Source organism: Pseudomonas sp. GW821-FHT01E10, assembly GCF_059422365.1.
Map to the genome: position 1 here is coordinate 401,524 of NZ_JBWKWT010000004.1, position 21,979 is coordinate 423,502.

22 protein-coding genes are annotated in these 21,979 nt (G+C 59.8%); 4 read left to right on the top strand and 18 right to left on the bottom strand.

Annotated elements, in window-relative coordinates:
- Positions 1 to 62 precede the first annotated feature (62 nt).
- Complete coding sequence (locus tag AC07V0_RS10915) at positions 63 to 1,034, top strand: magnesium and cobalt transport protein CorA (protein ID WP_086945797.1); 972 nt, start codon at positions 63 to 65, stop codon at positions 1,032 to 1,034.
- Positions 1,035 to 1,118: 84 nt separating this feature from the next.
- Here AC07V0_RS10915 and AC07V0_RS10920 read toward each other — a convergent pair whose 3' ends face one another.
- The 3 genes from AC07V0_RS10920 to AC07V0_RS10930 form a co-directional block, all read right to left on the bottom strand.
- Positions 1,119 to 1,853, bottom strand: a complete 735-nt coding sequence (locus AC07V0_RS10920; protein WP_018925217.1) for an amidotransferase — start codon at positions 1,851 to 1,853, stop codon at positions 1,119 to 1,121.
- Positions 1,854 to 1,961: 108 nt separating this feature from the next.
- Positions 1,962 to 4,106 carry a 3-hydroxyacyl-CoA dehydrogenase NAD-binding domain-containing protein gene (locus tag AC07V0_RS10925; RefSeq protein WP_086945798.1) on the bottom strand — a complete coding sequence of 715 codons (2,145 nt, stop codon included), beginning with the start codon at positions 4,104 to 4,106 and terminating at the stop codon, positions 1,962 to 1,964.
- A 38-nt stretch (positions 4,107 to 4,144) separates the two neighbouring features.
- The gene (locus AC07V0_RS10930) at positions 4,145 to 5,350 is read right to left on the bottom strand and encodes an acetyl-CoA C-acetyltransferase (RefSeq protein ID WP_064619234.1); all 1,206 of its coding nucleotides are present in this window, start codon (positions 5,348 to 5,350) and stop codon (positions 4,145 to 4,147) included.
- A gap of 580 nt (positions 5,351 to 5,930) precedes the next feature.
- On the opposite strand from AC07V0_RS10930, the gene AC07V0_RS10935 reads away from it, so the two are divergent.
- Positions 5,931 to 6,758 (top strand): c-type cytochrome, encoded by an 828-nt coding sequence (locus AC07V0_RS10935; RefSeq protein ID WP_495019597.1) that lies wholly within the window; start codon positions 5,931 to 5,933, stop codon positions 6,756 to 6,758.
- A gap of 153 nt (positions 6,759 to 6,911) precedes the next feature.
- Here AC07V0_RS10935 and AC07V0_RS10940 read toward each other — a convergent pair whose 3' ends face one another.
- The 10 genes from AC07V0_RS10940 to AC07V0_RS10985 all read right to left on the bottom strand — a co-directional run bounded on the left by AC07V0_RS10940 (position 6,912) and on the right by AC07V0_RS10985 (position 16,012).
- A complete protein-coding gene (locus AC07V0_RS10940) occupies positions 6,912 to 7,721 on the bottom strand; it encodes a transglutaminase family protein (protein ID WP_064619236.1) in 810 nt (269 codons plus the stop codon).
- Complete coding sequence (locus AC07V0_RS10945) at positions 7,718 to 8,668, bottom strand: alpha-E domain-containing protein (RefSeq protein ID WP_026286340.1); 951 nt, start codon at positions 8,666 to 8,668, stop codon at positions 7,718 to 7,720. Before AC07V0_RS10945 ends, AC07V0_RS10940 begins: the two co-directional genes overlap by 4 nt.
- A gap of 12 nt (positions 8,669 to 8,680) precedes the next feature.
- Positions 8,681 to 10,090, bottom strand: a complete 1,410-nt coding sequence (locus AC07V0_RS10950; protein WP_018925211.1) for a circularly permuted type 2 ATP-grasp protein — start codon at positions 10,088 to 10,090, stop codon at positions 8,681 to 8,683.
- A gap of 379 nt (positions 10,091 to 10,469) precedes the next feature.
- Positions 10,470 to 10,811: a ribonuclease E inhibitor RraB gene (locus tag AC07V0_RS10955; protein WP_018925210.1), complete on the bottom strand. Its 342-nt coding sequence runs from the start codon at positions 10,809 to 10,811 to the stop codon at positions 10,470 to 10,472.
- A gap of 198 nt (positions 10,812 to 11,009) precedes the next feature.
- Positions 11,010 to 11,243, bottom strand: a complete 234-nt coding sequence (locus tag AC07V0_RS10960; RefSeq protein WP_064619239.1) for a hypothetical protein — start codon at positions 11,241 to 11,243, stop codon at positions 11,010 to 11,012.
- Between the two features lie 155 nt (positions 11,244 to 11,398).
- The gene (gene speE / locus AC07V0_RS10965) at positions 11,399 to 12,274 is read right to left on the bottom strand and encodes a polyamine aminopropyltransferase (RefSeq protein WP_018925208.1); all 876 of its coding nucleotides are present in this window, start codon (positions 12,272 to 12,274) and stop codon (positions 11,399 to 11,401) included.
- Between the two features lie 238 nt (positions 12,275 to 12,512).
- On the bottom strand, positions 12,513 to 12,704 hold the full coding sequence (locus AC07V0_RS10970) for a PLDc N-terminal domain-containing protein (RefSeq protein ID WP_007940802.1): 192 nt from the start codon (positions 12,702 to 12,704) through the stop codon (positions 12,513 to 12,515).
- A gap of 83 nt (positions 12,705 to 12,787) precedes the next feature.
- Positions 12,788 to 13,318, bottom strand: coding sequence for a hypothetical protein (locus tag AC07V0_RS10975; protein WP_064619242.1), 531 nt, complete (start codon positions 13,316 to 13,318; stop codon positions 12,788 to 12,790).
- A 225-nt stretch (positions 13,319 to 13,543) separates the two neighbouring features.
- Positions 13,544 to 14,062 (bottom strand): ankyrin repeat domain-containing protein, encoded by a 519-nt coding sequence (locus AC07V0_RS10980; RefSeq protein ID WP_019648228.1) that lies wholly within the window; start codon positions 14,060 to 14,062, stop codon positions 13,544 to 13,546.
- Positions 14,063 to 14,173: 111 nt separating this feature from the next.
- Positions 14,174 to 16,012 (bottom strand): long-chain-acyl-CoA synthetase, encoded by a 1,839-nt coding sequence (locus tag AC07V0_RS10985; RefSeq protein ID WP_086945800.1) that lies wholly within the window; start codon positions 16,010 to 16,012, stop codon positions 14,174 to 14,176.
- A gap of 343 nt (positions 16,013 to 16,355) precedes the next feature.
- On the opposite strand from AC07V0_RS10985, the gene AC07V0_RS10990 reads away from it, so the two are divergent.
- Positions 16,356 to 16,634, top strand: coding sequence for a DUF3509 domain-containing protein (locus tag AC07V0_RS10990; RefSeq protein ID WP_018925205.1), 279 nt, complete (start codon positions 16,356 to 16,358; stop codon positions 16,632 to 16,634).
- 75 nt (positions 16,635 to 16,709) lie between these two features.
- Here the strand turns inward: AC07V0_RS10990 and mtnC are convergent, their stop codons facing one another.
- Genes mtnC through aroC form a run of 5 tightly spaced genes read right to left on the bottom strand, consistent with a single transcriptional unit; the run spans position 16,710 to position 20,858 of the window.
- Positions 16,710 to 17,393: an acireductone synthase gene (gene mtnC, locus AC07V0_RS10995; protein ID WP_086945801.1), complete on the bottom strand. Its 684-nt coding sequence runs from the start codon at positions 17,391 to 17,393 to the stop codon at positions 16,710 to 16,712.
- Between the two features lie 4 nt (positions 17,394 to 17,397).
- Positions 17,398 to 17,943, bottom strand: a complete 546-nt coding sequence (locus tag AC07V0_RS11000) for a 1,2-dihydroxy-3-keto-5-methylthiopentene dioxygenase (RefSeq protein ID WP_086945802.1) — start codon at positions 17,941 to 17,943, stop codon at positions 17,398 to 17,400.
- 20 nt (positions 17,944 to 17,963) lie between these two features.
- The gene (locus tag AC07V0_RS11005; RefSeq protein WP_018925202.1) at positions 17,964 to 18,590 is read right to left on the bottom strand and encodes a methylthioribulose 1-phosphate dehydratase; all 627 of its coding nucleotides are present in this window, start codon (positions 18,588 to 18,590) and stop codon (positions 17,964 to 17,966) included.
- Positions 18,587 to 19,738, bottom strand: a complete 1,152-nt coding sequence (locus tag AC07V0_RS11010; RefSeq protein WP_086945803.1) for an MFS transporter — start codon at positions 19,736 to 19,738, stop codon at positions 18,587 to 18,589. The genes AC07V0_RS11005 and AC07V0_RS11010 overlap by 4 nt, the downstream gene beginning before the upstream one ends.
- Positions 19,739 to 19,766: 28 nt before the next feature.
- Entirely contained in the window at positions 19,767 to 20,858 is a 1,092-nt protein-coding gene (gene aroC, locus AC07V0_RS11015) for a chorismate synthase (RefSeq protein WP_018925200.1), read from the bottom strand.
- Between the two features lie 85 nt (positions 20,859 to 20,943).
- Between aroC and AC07V0_RS11020 the strand changes: the two genes are divergently transcribed.
- Positions 20,944 to 21,954, top strand: coding sequence for an alpha/beta hydrolase (locus AC07V0_RS11020; protein ID WP_086945804.1), 1,011 nt, complete (start codon positions 20,944 to 20,946; stop codon positions 21,952 to 21,954).
- Positions 21,955 to 21,979: the final 25 nt, after the last annotated feature.

A 21,979-nucleotide genomic window follows, 5' to 3' on the forward strand; every position in this document is an offset into this window, starting at 1 on the left:
GAAACCTGCCTGGCACCGCCAGTCTTTACCAATAGAAAGCGACCGATAAGAAGTGAATCATCATGGGTAGAGTCGTTGCTGCTGCGGTTTACAGCGCCGGTAAAAAAGTCACCAACATCACCCTCGACGAAGGCGCTGCCTGGGCTGCCAAGCCTGGCCACTTTGTGTGGATCGGCCTCGAAGAGCCCAATGCGCAGGAGCTGTTCAACCTGCAACGCCAGTTCAACCTGCACGAACTGGCCATCGAAGACGCCCTGGAAAAACACAGCCGACCGAAGCTGGAAACGTTCGGCGATGCGCTGTTCATCGTCACGTATTCACCGATCCGCAACGAAGGCAAATTGCAGTTCATCGAGACGCATATCTTCGCCGGCAAGGGTTACATCATTACCGCACGTAACGGTCATTCGGCGTCCTACGCCCATGTCCGACAGCGTTGTGAGGCGCGCCCGCTGTTGCTGGAGCATGGGGAAGATTTCGTACTCTATGCCATCCTCGATTTCGTGATTGAAAACTACCAGCCGATGGGCGAAGCGATTCATGCCGAGATCGATGAGCTGGAGAGTAATGTCCTCTGCGGTTCCCTGAACGAACGCGACATCCAGAAACTCCACGGCCTGCGCCGCGATGTATTGCGCTTGCGCCGGTACGCGGCACCGATGGTGGAGATCGGTGAGGAACTGCAAAAGCTGAGCTTTCCGTTTATCGACAAAAATATGCGCCCGTATTTCCGCGATGTGCAGATTCATGTCACGCGGCAACTGGAAGACCTGACGACCCTGGCGGACATTGCCAGCCAGACCATCGAGGTCGGGGTGTTGCTGGAGGCGTCACGCCAGAGCGTGGTGCAGCGCAAGTTTGCGGCATGGGCGGCGATTCTGGCATTCCCGACCGCGGTGGCCGGGATCTATGGGATGAACTTCCAGAACATGCCGGAGTTGAGCTGGCATTACGGGTATTTCGCGGTGCTGGGGTTTATCACCGTTGGGTGCGTCGGTTTGTGGGCGAGCTTCAAAAAGTCTGGGTGGTTGTAGTCGGGACCGAGGCGTCTGCAAAATTCGCGGGCAGCCTCGCTCCTACAGGGTTATCCGTAGGAGCGAGGCTTGCCCGCGAAGCTTTTAAGGCTTAACCGAGTCAGTCTCAGGCTTGTGCGCCACAAACCGCATCATCCACTCTGCGACGGTAGTGCCGTGATGCTCGTGTTCAAGACTCGCCATACCTTGCGAATAAATCTGCTCGCCCAGTGCTTCCTGGCGGATATCCAGCAGCGCCCGCGAGTAATCGTGAATGAACTCCGGATGCCCCTGGAAGCACAGCACCTGATCGTTGATGTGGTACGCGGCGAACGGGCAGAAATCGCTAGAAGCAATCACCGTCGCGTTTTCCGGCAATGCGGTGACCTGATCCTGGTGACTGATCAGCAACGTCAGTTCTTCCCTCACCGGGCTCATCCACGGCGCCTTGGCCGCGAGTTTGTATTTGTGGGTGCCGACTCCCCAGCCCTGGGTCGCCCGCTCGCTCTTGCCGCCCAATAGCAGCGCCAACAGTTGGTGACCGAAGCACACGCCCAGCAGTTTGTCGCCACGCTCGTAGCGCTTCAGCAGATACGTCTTGAGGGTTTGAATCCATGGGTCGGTGCCGAAGGAATCGGCCTTGCTGCCGGTGACCAGATACGCATCGAAGGTCAGGTCATCGCTGGGATAATCGCCCTGCATCACGTTGTACACGCTGAATTCGGCCGCGATGGGTTGCTGCGAAAACAGACGCTGGAACATCTGCCCGTAACCCTGATATTGATCGACCAGTTCCGGACGCAGGATGTCGGTTTCCAGAATGCAGATGCGTAACGACATAAAAAATACCTGACACATGGTGGGAATAATGCACACCCCAGAGCCTGCCTTGAAACACGGTGGCAAGGCAAGCCCCGGAAGGCGTCATCGGTCCCTTGGAACGTCCCCTTAGAACAACGCGTCCTTGGCGGCTTTCTCCAGCAACAGCGCAGGCGGCGTGAAGCGTTCGCCATATTGCTCGGCCAGGTACTGGGCGCGGGCAACAAAGTCTTTCACACCGTACTGGTTGATGAATTGCAGCGCACCGCCGGTCCAGGCTGCGAAGCCGATGCCGAAGATCGAGCCAACGTTGGCATCCGCCGTCGAGGTCAGCACGCCCTCCTCTACACAACGCACGGTTTCGATGGCCTGGATGAACAGCAAGCGATCGCGCACGTCTTTCGGCGAAATCTGCCCGGCGGCTTTCTCGAAGCGGGTTTTCAGCTCCGGCCACAAATGTTTCTGCCCGGCGGCCGGGTAATCGTAGAAACCACCTCCAGCGGCCTTGCCCGGACGCTTGAATTCCTTGAGCAACAAGTCAATCACGGCAAACGCCGGGTGCTCAATCAGCGGTTTCCCTTCCGCTTGCAGGTCTTTGGCGGTTTGCTGGCGGATATGGCTCATGAGGCTGAGGGAAACTTCGTCGGAGATCGCCAGAGGCCCGACGGGCATGCCGGCCTTGCGCGCTTCGGTCTCGATCATCGGCGCGCTCACGCCTTCGCCGAGCATCGCGATGCCTTCGTTGGTGAAGGTGCCAAACACCCGCGACGTAAAAAAGCCACGACTGTCATTGACCACAATCGGAGTTTTCTTGATTTGCAGGACGAAATCGAAACCGCGAGTCAGGGTTTCGTCGCTGGTATGGACGCCTTTGATGATTTCCACCAACGGCATTTTCTCCACGGGACTGAAGAAATGCAGGCCGATGAATTTGCTCTGGTCTGGCACGGCGGTGGCCAGGCCACTGATCGGCAACGTCGAGGTATTGGAGGCGATCACCGCGTCCGGGCCGACGACGGTTTGCGCTGCCGATGAGACCCTGGCTTTAAGCTCGCGATCTTCAAACACCGCTTCGATAATCAAATCGCAACCAGCCAGATCCGCGTCATTTTCGGTGGTATGGATTCGCGTCAGAATCGCCTCGCGCTGCTCCCGGCTCAACTGACCCCGAGCAACCTTCTTGTCCAGCAGCGCCGCCGAGTGAGCCTTGCCCTTCTCTGCCGCGGCGAGGTTGATGTCTTTGAGCACCACATCGATACCGGCCGAGGCGCTGACAAACGCGATGCCCGCGCCCATCATCCCGGCGCCGAGCACGCCGACTTTCTTCGTCACGTAAGGCGCTATGCCCTGAGGTCGCGAACCGCCGGCATTGATCTCATTGAGCTGGAACCAAAAGGTGCCGATGAGGTTTTTCGACACCTGGCCCGTAGTCAGTTCGGTGAAGTAGCGGGTTTCGATCAGGTGCGCGGTGTCGAAATCCACCTGAGCGCCCTCCACCGCGGCGCAGAGGATTTTCTCCGGCGCGGGCAGGCACCCCTGGGTTTTACTACGTAGGATCGACGGCGTGATGGCCAGCATCTGCATGACTTTCGGATCCGACGGCGTACCGCCAGGGATCTGATAACCCTTCACATCCCAACGCTGCACAGCAACCGGATGAGCAGCAATCCACGCCCGCGCCTTGGCCATCAGCTCATCGTGATCAACAGCCAACTCATCGATCAACCTCGCTTGCAGCGCCTGTTGCGGGCGGATTTTCTTGCCTTCCAGCAGATACGGCAGAGCTTTTTCGATGCCCAGCATGCGCACCATGCGCACCACCCCGCCGCCGCCCGGCAACAGGCCGAGGGTGACTTCCGGCAGGCCAAGCAGCACCGACGGGTTGTCGAGCGCCACACGGTGATGGCATGCCAGGCAGATTTCCCAACCGCCGCCGAGCGCCGCACCGTTAATGGCGGCAACCACCGGTTTACCGAGGGTTTCCAGGGTGCGCAACTGGCCCTTGAGGGTCAGCACCATGTTGTAAAAGGCTTGGGCTTCGGACTTGCCGACCTTGATCAGTTCATTGAGGTCGCCACCGGCGAAGAAGGTTTTCTTGGCCGAGGTGATGATCACGCCGGCAATCGCATCCTTGTCGGCGACCAGGCGCTCGACACAGGTGGCCATGGCCTCGCGGTAGACCGCGTTCATGGTGTTCGCGCTCTGGCCCGGCATGTCGATGGTCAGGACGACGATCCGGTCCGGGCCCTTTTCGTAACGAATGGCTTGGGTCATGGCAATTTTCCTTGAGTCGGATTTTCTTAAACGCAGGCTCAGAGGCGTTCGATGATGGTGGCAATGCCCATGCCGCCGCCGACACACAATGTCGCCAGGCCATAGCGCAGGCGCCGGGTTTCCAGTTCATCGAGCAGCGTGCCGAGAATCGCGCAACCGGTGGCGCCGAGCGGATGGCCCATGGCGATGGAGCCGCCGTTGACGTTGACCTTGTCCGGGTCGATGGCCATGTCCTTGATGAACTTCAACACGACCGAGGCGAACGCTTCATTGACTTCGAACAGGTCGATGTCTTCGACCCGCAGCCCGGCCTTGGCCAGTGCCTTGCGGGTGGCCGGCGCCGGGCCGGTGAGCATGATGGTCGGGTCGGTGCTGGTGACTGCCGTGGCGACGACCCGCGCCCGTGGCTGCAAGCCCAGCGCCCGGCCCTTCGCTTCGGAGCCGATCAGCATCAGCGCCGCGCCATCGACGATCCCGGAGCTGTTGCCCGGCGTGTGAACGTGGTTGATCCGCTCGACCTGGCTGTACACCCGCAATGCCGTGGCGTCGAAGCCCATTTGCCCGATCATTTCGAAACTTGGCTTGAGCTTGCCCAGGCCTTCCATCGTCGAATCGGCGCGAATGAACTCATCGTGATCAAGCAGGATGATGCCGTTCTGGTCCTGCACCGGCACCAGCGACTTGTTGAAGGAACCATCCGCCCGCGCCCGCGCCGCTTTCTGCTGGGAGTGCAACGCGAAGGCATCGACGTCCTGACGACTGAAACCTTCGATTGTCGCGATCAGGTCAGCACCCACGCCCTGGGGTGTGAAATGGCTGTGCAAGTTGGTTTCCGGGTCCAGCGCCCAGGCCCCGCCGTCGCTGCCCATGGCCACGCGGGACATCGACTCGACGCCACCGACCACCACCAGATCTTCGAAGCCGGAACGCACTTTCATCGCGCCCAGGTTCACTGCTTCCAGCCCCGACGCGCAGAAGCGATTGAGTTGCACACCCGCCACGCTGACGTCCCAATCGGCCACTTGTGTGGCGGTCTTGGCAATGTCGGCGCCCTGATCACCGATAGGCGTCACGCAGCCAAGCACCACGTCGTCGACCTGACTGGTGTCCAGGGAGGTGCGCTGCTGCAACGCCGTCAGCAGCCCGGCCACCAGGTTCACTGGCTTGACGCTGTGCAAGGCGCCATTGGCCTTGCCTTTGCCACGGGGCGTGCGTAACGCGTCAAATATCAAAGCTTGGGTCATGGCGTTCTCGAACCTGAGGGTGATCTCTATACCCTCACCTTATGCCGAGCAGCCGTGGATTCAATGACCACAGCGCTCATTGGCGTTGACGGTCACGCTCAGACGAACGGTAGTCAGCTATCGGATTAATCGATTCGTGTCACCAAGCTGTCTAGCCAACGGGCGCCCAAGAAGATGGCCATAGGCCTCATGTCTTTTTGGCAGTGGTCAGCGCTAAGTCCATACGAAATGGATCTAAGCCAAGCGTGACGCGGGCCCTAATGTAAACCTGTACGAAGTTGTCGTCGGGTTTTGCCGAGGCTCTCGTCCTACAGGAAGTGCAGCGCTCTGCCGTCATGGAGATATGCAGGCAGGCAACCAGGAAATAACAAAAAAGGCGGTCAAGCCATGTTCAAACATTCGAAAGTACGTCAAGCCGGGCTCATTCTATTTGCTACTACGCTGTTGTTGATTTTGCCGAACCTGACCAAGGTGCTTGGCTGATCGAGCAGCGGGGGTTTTCATTTCGCCTGATAAAAATGTGACTGGCTCGCTATCCGGGCCGGCGTGGCTGTGCCAACCTTTGCGGCACTTCCACGACATGGACGACGATCACTTGAAAGCGCTCATTCTGTTTGGGGCCTTGCTGCTCAGCACGCCTCTGTCTGCCGCGCAGCTGAATCTTGAGCTGGGCGCGAGCCCTCGCACGTGGCAGACCGAGGAATTGCTCAAGCATCCTCAGGCTCAGACCATCACGATCACTAACGACGTTTCCTACAAACGGGACATGAGCTATCGCGCCGTGCCGTTGGCGGCGTTGTTGACGGGCATCAAGCCTGACGACCACTTGCAAGCCGTGGCCCTGGACGGTTTTGCCGCCGAACTGGCCGCCGCGCCGTTGCTCAATACCCAGGGCGCGCGGGTCTGGCTGGCGATTGAAGACCCGGCCAAGCCGTGGCCGCCGCTGTCCGAGGGCAAGCCCAGTGCCGGGCCGTTCTATCTGGTCTGGACCGATCCACAGGCGGGCAATATCAGTCCCGAGCAATGGCCGTTCGAAGTGGCGAGCATCAAGCGCATGGCCCCGGTGGCTGAGCGCTTCCCTGCCCTGTTACCCGATCCTGCGCTGAAGGCGGACCATCCGGTGAACAAGGGCTTTGCGCTGTTTCAGAAGAACTGCCTGGCCTGTCATCGACTCAATGGCGCGGGGGACGCGCAGTTCGGGCCGGACCTGAATATTCCGTTCAACCCGACCGAGTATTTCGGCGCAGACTTCCTCAAGCGTTACATCCGTGACCCGCAGAGCTTGCGCCAGTGGCCGCAGGCGAAGATGCCCGGGTTCTCACCGACGGTGTTGCCGGAGGGGGATCTGGAGTTGTTGGTGGGGTATTTGAAACACATGGCGGGACGCAAGGTGTCTTCGGCCAAGTAAACATCCACCTGTGGCGAGGGAGCTCGCTCCCGCTGGGGCGCGAAGCGGCCCTCAAATCAGGCGACGCGATCCGTCAGGCAAACCGCATTCGCCGGGTTTGCGACTGCTGCGCAGCCGAGCGGGAGCAAGCTCCCTCGCCACAATGAATGACTGCTACTGCTGTTGGACGGAGATCACCGGCGCAGGCGTCGGCGCGACCAACACCTTGGCATGCATCTGCTCATACCCGCCGCCACGGCGCATACCGCGCACCGGACAGGCGTCGAGGTAGTCCAGGCCCACGGCCAGTTTCAAGTGACGTTCAGGCCGGGCCAGTTCGTTGGTCACATCGAAGCTATACCAGGCGTCATTCAGCCAGGCTTCCGCCCAGGCGTGACTGGCCAGGTGTTCACTGTTCTCGCTGTACAAATACCCCGACACATAACGCGAGGGGATGCCCAGGCTGCGGGCGCAGGCGAGAAACGCATGGGTATGGTCCTGGCAGACCCCGGAACGCCCGGCGAAAGCTTGCGCGGCGCTGGTCTCCACTTCGGTGGCACCTGGCGTGTAGGTCATGTGCTGGTTCAGGCCATGCATCAAATCGATCAGCGCCGTGCGATCCCGCCGTTGCTTGCACGCCTTCCCGGCAAACGCGCGCAGGGCTTCGTCGGCTTCGGTCAGCCGGGTGAAACGCAGGAACGGCAGCGCCGACTGACTCTCGTGCTCGGCTTCGCGCAGCTCGTCGATATCGACCTGGCCACGGGCGCCGATGATGATCGCCTCATGCGGCTCGTCCAGGGTCAACACATGCAGGATGTTGCCGAACGGATCGAGTTGCGCGCGCACCGGGCGCGGCAGGTCAAGTTGCCAGCTCAGCACGTGCTGGCGCTCGCTGTCGTGGGGTGTCAGTCGCAGGTACTGGATGCTCGCCCGCACCTGATCTTCGTAGTGATAGGCGGTCTCGTGGCTAATGGAAAGTCTCATGCAGCCTCCAGATAGGAACTGTGTATGGCATTGCCCAACTGGCGCACCAGCGGGATGAACTCGGTCAGCCAGGTGTGCAGGCCTTCGTCGAGGATTTCGTTGATACCGGTGTAGCGCAGGCGCGCGTCCATTTCCGCCGCCAGGCGTTGTGCGGGACGGCCGTTGGCCCCCGGTAGTTGAGCGAGAATCTGATCGACCTCTTCGGTGCAGGCTCGCAGGGATCGCGGCACATCGGCGCGCAGCAATAACAGCTCGGCCACATGCCGGGCGCCGGGGGCGTCGCGGTAGATTTCGGTGTAGGCCTCGAACGATGACAAGGCCCGCAACAAGGCGCTCCATTGGTAATAGGCGTGGGCCGTACCGTCACTGACTGCTTCGGCTTGATCGCCGGCCATTTCGTAACGGGCATCTAGCAGGCGCAAGGTGTTGTCGGCCCTTTCGATGAAGGTGCCCAGACGAATGAAGCGGAACGCGTCGTTACGCATGATCGTGCCGTAGCAAGCGCCGCGGAACAGGTGGGAACGTTCCTTGATCCACTCACAGAAACGGCTCATGCCGTAGCGACTCAAGCCCTGCTCGGCGATCCCGCGAATTTCCAGCCAGGTGGCGTTGATGTTTTCCCACATGTCGGCGGTGATTCGCCCACGCACCGCATGGGCGCTGGCTCGCGCGGCACCGAGGCAGCTGTAGATGCTCGCCGGGTTGGCCGCGTCCAGGGCGAAAAAATGCAGCAGCCGTTCGGCATGCAGATCGCCGTGGCGCGCCAGGTAATCGTCCAGGGTGCCAGTGATCAGCAACGGCATGGCCAGTTCGTGCAAGCCGTCGCCACGACCGTCCTGGGGCATCAGCGACAGCGAATAACTGATGTCGAGCATCCGCGCGAGGTTTTCCGCCCGCTCCAGGTAACGCGACATCCAGTACAGATCCGAGGCAGTTCTACTTAACATGGCAAGCTTCCTTCAATCCTCGACCACCCAGGTGTCCTTGGTTCCGCCGCCCTGGGACGAGTTCACCACCAGGGAGCCTTCACGCAAGGCGACACGGGTCAAACCGCCGGGCACAACCCGGGTTTCGCGGCCAGACAATACAAACGGACGCAGGTCGATGTGGCGCGGTGCGATGCCGTTTTCGACAAAGGTCGGACAGGTCGACAACGACAACGTCGGTTGCGCGATGTACGCGTGGGGCTTGGCTTTGATCCGCTCGCGGAAAGACTCGATCTCCGCTGCCGTCGCCGCCGGCCCCACCAGCATTCCGTAACCGCCGGAGCCTTGGGTTTCCTTGACCACCAGCTCCGGAAGGTTGGCCAGCACGTGGGACAGTTCAGAAGGATTACGACACTGCCACGTCGGCACGTTCTTCAGGATCGGCTCTTCATCGAGGTAGAAACGAATCATGTCCGTGACGAAGGGATACACCGACTTGTCGTCCGCGACCCCGGTGCCGATGGCATTCGCCAGCACCACATTGCCGGAGCGGTAGGACGACAGCAGCCCTGGAACGCCAAGCATCGAATCGGGGTTGAACGCCAGCGGATCGAGGAACGCATCGTCGAGGCGACGGTAGATCACGTCGACCGCTTTCGGCCCGTCCGTGGTGCGCATGAACACCTTGTCGTCGCGCACGAACAGGTCGGCGCCTTCCACCAGTTCAACGCCCATTTCCCGAGCGAGGAACGCATGCTCGAAAAACGCACTGTTGAAACGCCCCGGCGTCAGCACCACCACGCTCGGGTTGTCGATCGGGCTGGAGCTTTTCAGAGTGTCGAGCAGCAGGTTCGGGTAGTGGTCGATCGGTGCGATGCGCTGGGCCGCGAACAACTCGGGGAACAGGCGCATCATCATCTTGCGGTCTTCGAGCATGTAGCTCACGCCGCTGGGGGTACGCAGGTTGTCTTCGAGCACGTAGTAGGTGCCGTCGCCATCGCGCACCAGGTCGACACCGGAAATGTGCGAATAGATATCGCGGTGCAGATCCAGCCCTTGCATCGCCAACTGGTATTGCTCGTTGGCCAGCACTTGTTCGGCCGGGATGATGCCGGCCTTGATGATGCGCTGCTCGTGATAGAGGTCGGCAAGGAACATGTTCAATGCCTTGACCCGCTGAATGCAGCCGCGTTCGACGACCCGCCATTCACTGGCGGGGATGCTGCGGGGAATGGTGTCGAAGGGAATCAGGCGCTCTGTCCCCTGCTCATCACCATAGAGCGTGAAGGTAATCCCGGCACGATGAAATAACAGATCGGCCTCGCGTCGCCGTTGTGCCAAAAGCTCGTCAGGCGTTTCGGCCAGCCAACGGGCAAACTCCCGATAATGCGGACGGACCTGGCCGCCGGCATCGTACATTTCATCAAAAAAGGTGCGGATCATGCCGTACTCCTTGTCACACGGACATCCAGGCCTTCGCAAGGCCCGTGCCATAGGCAGAAACGCTTTGATATCAATCAGTTGGATAATGTCGCTGCGCGCACCGCACCAATCCTGTGCGGTAAATGCCCCACCCTGATCGCCCCCGCTTCATGGCGAAGCAATGCTGTCGCCTATCAGCAGCATAGTCAGAGTTGATTTCACTGCTCGGGAGGGAGATGCGGATAATCCGTACATTCGCTGGAAAACTGATCGCTCTTCCCTTTAGCCGCCTGTTCAGGTGGCTTTTTTTTGTCCGTTTGAAATGTGGCGAAATAAAAAGATCGAAACAAAAACGGCCAACCCAAAGGTCAGCCGTTACTAAGTGTCACTGTTCATAAGCTTATGCGAGTAGCCCTCGTATCTCCTGTTTGACGCCCCATCCCTCGATGATGCCACCCAGAGGCTCGACCACCGCCTCGAAGTCCTGCTCGAAGTCGCCGATCCCGTCGTAGGTGGCGTACATCACTTTGCTCAGTTCCAGCGACCACGCGCCGTCGTCACGCGCGCTGATCTGGGCATTCAAGGATTCACCACAAAAATGACCTGCCGCCCTGCGTGCCCGCTCCTCGTCCGGGAAAATGGCGTAGAACTCGATGGGATGGAATCGTGAAAAATCGAAACCGCCTTCTTTCATGCGGCGCAGCACGCTGCTGCTGATGTCTTCTTGATAGGCTGTGCTCATGAAACGTCCCCCTCAGACTGATGGATAGACTTTCCGTATTCCCTGCACTTTCGATGCGGCAACAGAGGTTGCCGCCGGGAAACAAGCATGTAGCTGACAAGACCAGACCTTAGCGAGTCACTCGCTGATCTCGGTTGCAGAGTAGCCTCAAGACAGAGCCGCTGCCAAGGCCTGGTGGTGAATGTGACAGGAGGTGTATCAAATCGGAGTAATACTGAGGATTTCAATGCTGTTTTGGGATTTCAGACTTTTGACGGTCGGATCAGCGGTACGACCCTCCAGATCATTGAGGTCCAGTTCGGCAGCGACCGGCAGGCGTCGGGCGCGAACGAGTTTGGCGGCTTGCTCCTTGCTCGGGCACTCCTCGCACTCGAAGAGTTCGTCGACTGATTCACCGTGATCATCCACGAAAGTGATTTTCCACTTTTGCATCGGTGCCTCCTCGGTAAAACCCATGGATGGGCTTACATCTATCTCGACTCGTGCATTGGCCGATCGTTCCAAGGGATCCTAAAAGCAAGACATGAAAAAAGGCCGTCACCCGCGTGTTTCACACACCGGCGACGGCCTTTCTTATCGACGAAGCATCAGTCGTTGCTAGGTTTGTTCACTGCTTGCAGCACGTACTGCGGCAACGCGAAGGCACCAATGTGGATTTCCGGGTTGTAATAGCGGGTGATGATGCCGCTGCCGGCGAAGCGCTGTTGCAGGGTTTCGCGGGACAATTTGCGATAAGCGGTATCGGTCGCGCCCCAGGCGAAGGTCATTGCGCCGCCGATGTAGGTCGGCACGGCTGCCTGATAGAAGTGCCAGTCCGGGAACAGGCTGCGCAGGCGACCGGCGGTGGTTTTGACTTCTTCGATTTGCATGAACGGGGTGCCGTTCTGGGTCACCAGAATGCCGCCTTCGTTCAGGCAGCGGTGGCAAGCCTGGTAGAAGTTTTCGGAGAACAGCACTTCGCCCGGACCGATCGGGTCGGTGGAGTCGGAAATGATCACGTCGAACTTTTCGGTGGTGGTGGCGACGAAACGCATGCCGTCGTCGATCACCAGGTTCAGGCGTGGATCATCGAACGCCCCCTTGGAGTGGTTCGGCAGGAATTCCTTGCACATGTCGACCACGGTGCCGTCGATTTCGACCATGGTGATGTGCTCGACGCTGCGGTGCTTGGCCACTTCACGCAGCATGCCGCCGTCGCCACCACCGATGATCAGCACGCGCTTGGCGGTGCCATGGGCGAGGATCGGCACGTGGGTGAGCATTTCGTGGTAGATGAATTCGTCGGCTTCGGTGGTCTGGATTACGCCATCCAGCGCCATCACCCGGCCCATGCGCGGGTTTTCGAAAATCACCAGGTGCTGGTGTTCGGTGCGCACTTCGTGCAGCAGTTTTTCCATGCGAAAACGCTGGCCATAGCCTTCGTAGAGGGTTTCCAGGTACTCGCTGGTTGGGGTATTGCTCATGGGAAGTGCTCCGATGAATGCGGGTGGCAACGGACGGTTACCCGCCCATGATGGCCAATCGATCGCCTCGATTGACCGGGAAAGGCGCGCATTCTACGTCGCGGAACATGACAGGTCGAACCTTCTGATGCACACACCGGTAGGAGCGAGGCTTGCCCGCGAAGAACGATGACTCGGTCTATCAGGTACACCGCAGCGATCCTTTCGCGGGCAAGCCTCGCTCCTACCATGAAGATCGTCAGATCCGCACATCGCCTCTTGGCCCGGCGATGGCCCAGATGATCAGGCCCAGCACCGGCAGCAGCAGGATCAACAGCACCCAAAGGACTTTCATCCCGGTTTCGGCGCCACTTTTAAGCACGTTGATGATGGCCCAGATATCCAGGGCAAAAATAATCAGGCCGATCAGGGTGTTGAACGTGGAACCCATGGTGTCGCTCCAAAAAAATGGTAGGCACTCTTAGGATAGTCGGGCCTGGCGAGGGTTCCGTTTTATTACCGTTGTAGACGGTTTCAGACGTGGATGGCCACTTTCAGGGCTTCCAGGGAGGGCGCGGCGGCGATGCCGACTTCGGCGCACAACTCCAGCACCCGTGGCACGTCGTTGCCAAAGACCAGCACCACTTGCAGTTCGTCGTCGAGCAACTGGCTGAAATTCATCAAGGTGTAGCCACCGTTTTCCTTGTTCAGGCTGCTCATCTGCACCTGAATGCGATTGAGTGCCGTGAGGGCTTCGGTTTTGGCCAGTTGCTTGGGCTTGATGTTGAACTCAACGCCGGGGCCGAACGAGGCGACGATCTGCGCGAACAGGTCCATGTAGGTGTCGGCCTGGAACAGCACGGTTTCCGGCAGACTGCCGACGACAACCCACTCGCCCAACGGGATCGGAAAGGTGTCGTCGTAGTTGATATCTGGATTGGCCGCCAGAAAAGCCTCGGGATCGGCGTAGGCCTGAGCCGCTTCGTCAGCGATTTTCAGGATTTCGTCCTCGCCCATGCACCCGGAGCTGATTTTGCTGATGAGTTCGACGAGTGCGGCTTTCATGAGGTGGATCCTGTAGCGAGGGAATTTTGAGGGCGCGAAGGATACCGCATTCGGAAACGGATTGCGGGACCTGGCAGGAACCTGTGGCGAGGGGGCTTGCCCCCGTTCGGCTGCGAAGCAGTCGTAAATCCGGTGAATGTGGTCTATCTGAATGACCGCGATCGCTGATTTTGGGGCTGCTTCGCAGCCCAGCGGGAGCAAGCTCCCTCGCCACAAAAGCCCGAATCAGGCCAGGAGTTTTTGCAGCTGAGCCGTGGTATCCGCCGCGCCCATGGTCTTGGCCGCGTCCAGCGCAGACACGCCATTGGCGTCCTTGGCTTTCGGATCGGCGCCTTTGCTGATCAGGTAGTCGATGATTTCGACGCGGTTGAACATCGCCGCCATCATCAGCGCAGTGCGTCCGTCGAAGGACGAACCTTCCACTTCAGCGCCACCCTCGACCAACGCCTTGACCACTGCCAGATCACCCTTGAATGCCGCGCCGGCAATCGGGCTCTGGCCGTTGTCGTTGCGAATCTCGGGATCGGCCTTGTGTTCGAGCAAAACTTTTACGGTGTCGACATGGCCGTGGTACGCGGCGAGCATCAGTAAAGTGTCGCCCTTGTGGTTGCGCAGGTTCGGCGGCAGGCCCTTGGTCAGCAGCGCAGCCATCATGGCCGCATCGCCCTCGCGCGCTTTGTTGAACACCTGTTCGGCAAATTCAGCAGCCTCTTCGGGGGTCATCTGGCGGCTTTTGTCTGACATTGGGGACTCCACATTCGGTCAATCGGAAAGCCGATAGTTTCCCGAGCAGCCCGGAACCTGTCACTTGTTTTTTCTCATGGACGGTCATAGCGATATTCAATAGCGACCCTTTCAATAGCGATGCCTGCCTCCGTAAATATCCGCCAGCACCTGCTCGGTGACTCGCACGTAGGTTTCGGTGCCCGGCAGCCAGGCATAAATCGGGTCATCGCCGGTTTTGCTCGGGTCGAAGGCTTCGTCCTTGAGCCGGGTCTTCTGGTACTTGAAGGTCCCGGTGGTTTCCATTTTCACTTTCACCCGCAGGAACAGTGGCACCGCATAGGCCGGCATTTGTTGCCTGGCGAACGCCAGCAACTCACTGAAATCCAGGGTCGCCAGGGATTCGGCCGGTGTAATGGCCGCCATCCCCGCCCGCCCGTTGGTGTTGTGGATTTCCACGCCATAGGCCACGGCTTCGGCGATGTGCGGGTGTTGCAACAGGATGTTCTCGACCTCGGTGGTGGAGACGTTTTCGCCCTTCCAGCGGTAGGTGTCGCCCAGGCGATCGACAAACTGCGCGTGACCGAAACCGATGTTGCGCAGCAGGTCACCGGTATTGAAGTAGCGGTCGCCCTTCACGAACACATCGTGGAGCACCACTTTTGCGGTCTTCTGCGGATCGGTGTAGCCGTCCAGAGGTGCCTTGTCGTCGATCCTCGCCAACAACAGCCCCTGCTCGCCCTTGGCCACTTTGCGCATGAACCCCTTGGCATCCCGCGTGGGGGCACCGCTGTCGTGGTCGTACGCCACCAGCTCCCAGGACATCAGGGAAAAGCCAATGGTGTTGTCGAAGTTGAGGATGTTGGTGAAACCAATATTGCCGTCGCTGGCGGCGTACAGCTCGCAGATGTGGTCGACGGCAAATCGCGTCTTGAACTCGTTCCACGCGCCGGGGCGCAGACCATTGCCGATCATCTTCCTCACGCTGTGCCGACTGTCGTCGACGCTGCGCGGTTGATCCACCAGGTAGCGACACAATTCGCCAACGTACCCGAGGGTGGTCGCCCGGTATTTGCGCACGTCGCTCCAGAACTGGCTGGCGCTGAACTTGCGGCGGATGGCAAACCCCGACGACCCGCTGATCGCCGAGCCCCAGCACACGCAGAGCCCGGTGGCGTGGTACAGCGGCAAGGTGCAATAGACGACGTCCTGCGGCTGCATGTCCAGGGCGATCAGCCCGAAGCTGGCGGAGCTGCGCATCCAGCGGCCGTGTTTGAACACCCCGGCCTTGGGCAACCCGGTAGTGCCCGAGGTGTAGATATAGAAACAAGGGTCATCGAAAAAAACCTGCCGGCTGCTGACGGGATTGTCACTGGGCGCGTCGCAGCTGGCCGCCATCAGGTTAATGAAGCCATCGGGCGTTTTGCCCGGATCGCGATAAGTATCTTGATCGGCGACAAACCAGGTGCGCGCCACATCGATGGCCACCCGCTCGCGGACCGCATTGAAGGCCGGAACCAGCTCTTCTCCGACCACAATCCCTACAGGCGCCACCAGATTCAGGCTATGAACCAGGGTATCGCGGGTCTGGGAGGTATTCAGCAAGGCGCTGATCGCACCGACCTTGGCCACCGCCAATATCGTCACCAGCAGTTCCACACGGTTCTCGATAAACACCGCGACCACATCGCCCTTGCCGATGCCTTGGGCAATCAGGTGATGGGCGATGCGATTGGCCCACTGATTGGCCTGTGCATAAGTGAGCATCACGTCGCCCTGCAGCAATGCCGGGCCATCGGGATTGCGCAACGTCGCCTGCTCGAAGCTCCAGCCGAGACCACACGGTTGGGTCGGGTCCTTGACGTTGGCGACTTTCATGCCCTTCACCACGCGGGGGATGGCTTTGGCAATGGAAGGCAGCTTGCGGAGCATCATGCCCCAGGTAATCGTGTCGTGCAGCGTGCGGCTCATGGTTGCTCCCGTTCGATCTTTTTATTGTCGGGTGGCGTTGATTGAGGCCGAAAATACGTCAGGGCTTCTTGAGCTGTACACGCGGTTTTTGCAATGTTTTGTATCCGCGACCGATGCCTTCGCAAAGCGGAACTCCGCCGTTGCGATTGGTTCCATCCAGTTGTCGACGATCTCGCAAAATGCAGGATGCACGATGGCCATTCATGCAAATTGCACGAAAGCCAAAAAATCATAAAAATGTAACTTACTGATTTATATGAAATTTTAAAAATATAGGTGCTGGCACAATCACTGCAACTACCCCTCCATGTTGCCCTTCAAGCACAAAATGGAGCTGATAGACATGAGCCTGATCCAGGAAAAATTTTCGTCGCTGTTCTCCAACTTCGAAGTGACCACCCAGCCCCGGCCGGATGGCGGCATTCTGCTGACCCTGCGCAGCCACGACGGTAAAGTCTTCAAACGTTCGATTTCCTACCAGCAATTGCATGCCGGCGATCAGCTGTCATGGGTCATCAGCGCGATTCGCCGTGACGTCGCCGAACAGGCCAGCGAACTGCCGCAGATTTCCATGCTGCAAAGCCAGCAACGGTTCGCACTGCCGACCTATCACTCGGCATAAACCGTAACAGCGCTATAAACGATCAGGCCGTGAGAGCTTTCGCTTCACGGCCTGAGTTGTTTCTACGGCTGATGTTTAAAAGACAGACGGACTGATCCGCGCAAAACTGTCCACCGTCACATGCCCTGCCAACTCCCCGCCTTCACGTGCCAGGCCACAGGTGGCCATGCCGGCCGTGCGCGCCGCGTCCAGTTCCTGAACGATGTCGGACAGAAACAGAATCTGCGAAGCCTCGACACCAATCCCCTGGGTGATGCGCTGGTAGGACTGCGCTTCGCGCTTGGGCCCTGAAGTGGTGTCGAAATAGCCACTGAACAGTGGCGACAGATCCCCCGCCTCCGAACAACCGAAAATCAGTTTTTGCGCCTGAATCGATCCCGAGGAATACACAAACAGTTGATAGCCTTCCTGATGCCAGCGTTTCAGCGCTTCAACGGCGTCCGGGTAAACGTGGCCTTTCAACTGCCCGGCCAGATACCCCTGCTCCCAGACCATGCCTTGCAACGCCTTGAGCGGCGTGGCCTTGCGGTCTTCGGCGATCCAGCCCAAGAGGATTTCGATAACCCGCTCGACGTCGGCTTGTGGTTCACCGCCGTCACGCCGCACAGCCTCGAGCTGTTCGGCGACGTCAGCACGTTCGGCATTTTCGCGAACGAAGTCCGGCAGGTGTTTGGCCGCGTACGGAAACAACACGTCGAACACAAAACTCACCGCGCTGGTGGTGCCTTCGATGTCGGTGAGAATCGCTTTGATCGGCATCGGTTCAGTCCTCAAGACACGGGAAGTGGCTGGCGATGTCATCGCCGGTGAAGTTGGCCACCCAGCCTTCGGGGTTGTTGAACAGGCGGATTGCGACGAAATGCGGGTTTTCACCCATGTCGAACCAGTGCTTTGTGCCGGCTGGCACCGAGATCAGGTCGTTCTTCTCGCAGAGCACGGCGTACACGTAATCGTCGATGTGCAGGGTGAACAAGCCACGGCCGGCGACGAAAAATCGCACTTCGTCTTCGCCATGACGGTGTTCATCGAGAAACTTGGCACGCAACTCGGCTTTTTGCGGGTGATCGCTTTTCAAGCTGACCACGTCGACGGTGATGTAACCGCGCTCGGTCATCAGCTTGTCGATTTGCTCCTGGTACGCGGCGATCACTTCTTCCTGACTGGCGCCGGGCTGGATTTTCGCTGCGGCTTGCCAACGGTCGAAACGCACGCCCTGCTCGGCCAGGGTCGAGGCGATGTCTTCAAAGTGGGTCAGCACCTTGTTCGGAATGTCAGGGCTTGAGACGTGGTAAACGGACAGGCTGCTCATCAGGGCAACTCCTTAACAGTTCATGCATTACGGTTAAAGAGCGAGCGCGTCTTCAACTCGCACTCGAACAAAAATTCAAAAGCCTCGATCTGCCGCAGTGCGTCGCTCATGCGCGCGCCCCACGTGTAGAGGCCATGACCGCGAATCAGGTAGCCGACGCAATCAGGGTGGGCGTCGAGCCAAGGCTGCACCTTGGTGGCCAGCCGCGCAATGTCCTGGTCGTTGTCGAAAATCGGCACGCGCACCCGGGACTCGTGGGTCGACACGCCGCTGAAGGCCTTTTGCAGTTCGTAGTCTTCGAACTCGATGAAATCTTCCGGCGTCAGGCGCGACAGCACCGTGGCGTTCACCGAATGGGTGTGCAGCACCGCGCCGATCTCCGGACGCCAGCTATAGAGCTGGGTGTGCAACAGGGTTTCGGCGGACGGCTTCTTGCCTGGCTCCAGGCTGTTGCCTGACAAGTCGGTGGCCAGCACATCGTCTGGGCCCAGTTGGCCCTTGTGCTTGCCGGACACGGTCAGCAAGGCTTCGGTCGGCGACAGGCGGGTCGAGTAATTGCTGCTGGTGGCCGGCGACCAGCCGCGGCCATACAGAAAGCGCCCGGCGTCGATGATTTCCTGGGCGAGGTGTTCACGGGTAAGGCTCATGGCCTGTCCTCTTGCATACGTGTGGCAATGATAACGGCAGCGGCAAAGGCTGCGAGGCTGGCAATACTAAAGGTCAATGTGGCGCCGAGGGCATTCCAGCTGTAGCCGGAGTACAACGCGCCCAGTGCACCGCCGGTGCCGGCCAGCGCGGCATACAACGCCTGGCCCTGCCCTTGCTGGCGCGCGCCGAAGCTACGTTGCACGAACTGGATGGCAGCGGCGTGAAAGCTGCCGAAGGTGGCGGCGTGCAGCACCTGGGCGAACAACAGCACCCAAAGGAACTCGGCAAACGAGCCGAGCAACAACCAACGCAAAGCCGCCAGCAGGAAACTCGCCAGCAGCACCCGGCGTACCGAGAAGCGCGCGAGAATCTTGCTCATGAACAGAAACATCAAGACTTCGGCGACCACGCCGACCGCCCAGAGCATGCCGATCAGCCCGCGACTGTAACCGAGTCGCTCAAGGTGCAAGGTCAGAAAGGTGTAATACGGCCCGTGACTCATCTGCATCAGCGCCACGCACGCGTAAAACGCCAATACTCCGGGGTTGCGCAATTGCTGGAGGAATCCCTCCCCCGTCAACCGTTCACCCTGGACCGGTTGCGCGTTGGGCACCCAGAGACTGCTGACGACGATCCCGGCCATGATCAGCACCAGTGCCACCGGGTAAATGTCGAGGCTGAGCCATTCGAACAATCGGCCCAGCGCCACGACAGTGATGATGAAACCGATGGAGCCCCACAGGCGAATCTGACTGTAACGCGAGGTCTGTCCCCGCAAATGAGCCAGGGTGATGACCTCGAACTGCGGCAACACCGCATGCCAGAAAAACGCGTGCAAGGCCATGACCATCGCCAGCCAGGCGTAGCTTTTGCTGACGAAAATCAGCGAGAAGGTCAGCAAGGTGCAGGCGGCGCCGAAACGCACGATCGCCAGGCGTCGCCCGGTGTAGTCACCGAGCCAGCCCCAGATATTCGGCGCCACGCAGCGCATCAGCATCGGGATCGCCACCAGTTCGCCAATGCGCGCGGCGCTGAAGCCCAGATGATCGAAGTACAGCGCCAGAAACGGCGCTGTCGAACCGAGCAAGGCGAAATAGAACAGGTAGAAGCTGGAAAGCCGCCAGTACGGGAGCGCCGCCCCCGTCATCAGACTGCAGCGGCCTTCAGATCAGCCATTAAAGCTGCCCCAACACCGGAGTGCTCACGCGCACATCGGCGTTCTGCCCGCGGTGACGCAGCAAGTGGTCCATCAGCACGATGGCCATCATCGCTTCGGCGATTGGCGTGGCGCGGATGCCGACGCACGGGTCGTGACGGCCCTTGGTGACGACCTCCACCGGGTTGCCATGGATATCGATGGAACGGCCCGGCGTGGTGATGCTCGATGTAGGCTTGAGCGCCAGGTGCGCAACGATCGGCTGACCCGACGAAATGCCACCGAGAATGCCGCCGGCGTTGTTGCTGAGGAAACCTTCCGGGGTCATTTCATCTCGGTGTTCAGTGCCACGCTGGGCGATGCTGGCAAAACCGGCACCGATTTCCACGCCCTTGACCGCGTTGATGCTCATCAGCGCATGGGCCAGTTCGGCGTCGAGGCGGTCGAAGATCGGCTCGCCGAGGCCCGGCATCACGCCTTCGGCGACCACGGTGATCTTCGCGCCGACCGAATCCTGGTCGCGACGCAACTGGTCCATATAGGCTTCCAGCTCCGGCACTTTGTCCGGGTCGGGGCTGAAGAAGGCGTTATCTTCCACCGAATCCCAGGTCTTGAACGGGATTTCGATCGGGCCGAGTTGGCTCATGTAGCCACGAATGACGATGCCCTGGGTGGCCAGGTATTTCTTGGCAATCGCGCCGGCGGCTACGCGCATGGCGGTTTCACGGGCCGAACTGCGACCGCCGCCGCGGTAATCGCGCTCACCGTATTTGTGATGGTAGGTGTAGTCGGCGTGGGCCGGACGGAACAGATCCTTGATCGCCGAGTAGTCCTTGGACTTCTGGTCGGTGTTGCGGATCAACAGGCCGATGGCGCAACCGGTGGTGCGGCCTTCGAACACGCCGGAAAGGATCTCGACTTCGTCGGCTTCCTGGCGCTGGGTGGTGTGGCGGCTGGTACCGGGCTTGCGGCGGTCCAGGTCGCGCTGCAGGTCCTCAAGGGAGATCTCCAGGCCCGGCGGGCAGCCATCGACAATGGCGACCAACGCCGGACCATGGCTTTCGCCCGCGGTGGTGACAGTGAACAGCTTGCCGTAGGTATTGCCGGACATGCAGGACGCTCCGTGAAATCGAACCTAAAATACGTAATGCGCGCCAGTATACGCAGGCTACCCAAGTAGTTCATCCTCGAACCTTATGGGTGCCTGCGAGTCCAACCGGCACCTTGTTGATGATGGCGTGATGATGCTGCGAGTTCTAGCCTTGAGCCTTACCCTGTTTACCGGTCTTCTTTCCAATGTAGCCCAGGCCACCGTCCTGCAACGTCCCATCACCCTGGACACCGGCAGTGGCGAGCTTTTCGGCTCGCTGTTGCTGCCCAAGTCCGACACGCCGGTACCGGTTGTCCTGATCATTTCCGGCTCCGGCCCTACGGATCGTGACGGAAACAACCCCGACGGCGGGCGCAACGACAGCCTCAAACGGCTGGCCTGGGTGCTGGCCAAACACAACATCGCCAGTGTGCGTTACGACAAACGCGGCGTGGCGGCGAGCCTTGCGGCAACGCCCGATGAACGCAATCTGTCGGTGGAAGCCTACGTGGCCGATGCCGTGGCCTGGGGGCAGAAGCTCAAGGCCGACCCGCGCCTGGGCAAACTGATTTTGCTGGGCCACAGCGAAGGTGCGTTGATTGCCAGCCTGGCGGCGCCAAGTGTCGACGCTGCGGCGGTGATTTCCCTGTCCGGCAGCGCGCGGCCGATCGATCAAGTGCTGCGCCAGCAGTTGAGCAATCGCTTGCCGCCGGCCTTGATGCTGCGCAGCAATGAACTGCTCGACAGCCTCAAGGCCGGCCACACTGACGACAACGTGCCGCCGCAGTTGCAGGTGATTTTCCGCCCCAGCGTGCAGCCGTACCTGATTTCACTGTTCCGCCAGGACCCGGCAGCCGCCTTCGCCAAACTGAAGATGCCGGCACTGATCATTCAGGGCAGCAACGACATCCAGGTCGGCGTGGGTGACGCCAGGGCGCTCAAAGCCGCCAAACCGGACGCCGAACTGGCACTGATCGAAGGCATGAACCACGTCATGCGCATCGTGCCCAACGACGTGAAGCGGCAATTGGCCTCCTATAAAGATCCGCAATTGCCCCTGGCGGCGGAGCTCGGCGCACGAATCCTCGGATTTATTGACGGACTTCGCCCCAGTTAAGCTCCAGTCCTGAAAAAAACGGCCG

Coding starts and splice junctions, on each gene's coding strand:
- AC07V0_RS10915 (WP_086945797.1), top strand. CDS start 63: ATGGGTAGAGTCGTTGCTGCTGCGGTTTACAGCGCCGGTAAAAAAGTC.
- AC07V0_RS10920 (WP_018925217.1), bottom strand. CDS start 1,853: ATGTCGTTACGCATCTGCATTCTGGAAACCGACATCCTGCGTCCGGAA.
- AC07V0_RS10925 (WP_086945798.1), bottom strand. CDS start 4,106: ATGACCCAAGCCATTCGTTACGAAAAGGGCCCGGACCGGATCGTCGTC.
- AC07V0_RS10930 (WP_064619234.1), bottom strand. CDS start 5,350: ATGACCCAAGCTTTGATATTTGACGCGTTACGCACGCCCCGTGGCAAA.
- AC07V0_RS10935 (WP_495019597.1), top strand. CDS start 5,931: ATGGACGACGATCACTTGAAAGCGCTCATTCTGTTTGGGGCCTTGCTG.
- AC07V0_RS10940 (WP_064619236.1), bottom strand. CDS start 7,721: ATGAGACTTTCCATTAGCCACGAGACCGCCTATCACTACGAAGATCAG.
- AC07V0_RS10945 (WP_026286340.1), bottom strand. CDS start 8,668: ATGTTAAGTAGAACTGCCTCGGATCTGTACTGGATGTCGCGTTACCTG.
- AC07V0_RS10950 (WP_018925211.1), bottom strand. CDS start 10,090: ATGATCCGCACCTTTTTTGATGAAATGTACGATGCCGGCGGCCAGGTC.
- AC07V0_RS10955 (WP_018925210.1), bottom strand. CDS start 10,811: ATGAGCACAGCCTATCAAGAAGACATCAGCAGCAGCGTGCTGCGCCGC.
- AC07V0_RS10960 (WP_064619239.1), bottom strand. CDS start 11,243: ATGCAAAAGTGGAAAATCACTTTCGTGGATGATCACGGTGAATCAGTC.
- speE (WP_018925208.1), bottom strand. CDS start 12,274: ATGAGCAATACCCCAACCAGCGAGTACCTGGAAACCCTCTACGAAGGC.
- AC07V0_RS10970 (WP_007940802.1), bottom strand. CDS start 12,704: ATGGGTTCCACGTTCAACACCCTGATCGGCCTGATTATTTTTGCCCTG.
- AC07V0_RS10975 (WP_064619242.1), bottom strand. CDS start 13,318: ATGAAAGCCGCACTCGTCGAACTCATCAGCAAAATCAGCTCCGGGTGC.
- AC07V0_RS10980 (WP_019648228.1), bottom strand. CDS start 14,062: ATGTCAGACAAAAGCCGCCAGATGACCCCCGAAGAGGCTGCTGAATTT.
- AC07V0_RS10985 (WP_086945800.1), bottom strand. CDS start 16,012: ATGAGCCGCACGCTGCACGACACGATTACCTGGGGCATGATGCTCCGC.
- AC07V0_RS10990 (WP_018925205.1), top strand. CDS start 16,356: ATGAGCCTGATCCAGGAAAAATTTTCGTCGCTGTTCTCCAACTTCGAA.
- mtnC (WP_086945801.1), bottom strand. CDS start 17,393: ATGCCGATCAAAGCGATTCTCACCGACATCGAAGGCACCACCAGCGCG.
- AC07V0_RS11000 (WP_086945802.1), bottom strand. CDS start 17,943: ATGAGCAGCCTGTCCGTTTACCACGTCTCAAGCCCTGACATTCCGAAC.
- AC07V0_RS11005 (WP_018925202.1), bottom strand. CDS start 18,590: ATGAGCCTTACCCGTGAACACCTCGCCCAGGAAATCATCGACGCCGGG.
- AC07V0_RS11010 (WP_086945803.1), bottom strand. CDS start 19,738: ATGACGGGGGCGGCGCTCCCGTACTGGCGGCTTTCCAGCTTCTACCTG.
- aroC (WP_018925200.1), bottom strand. CDS start 20,858: ATGTCCGGCAATACCTACGGCAAGCTGTTCACTGTCACCACCGCGGGC.
- AC07V0_RS11020 (WP_086945804.1), top strand. CDS start 20,944: ATGGGTGCCTGCGAGTCCAACCGGCACCTTGTTGATGATGGCGTGATG.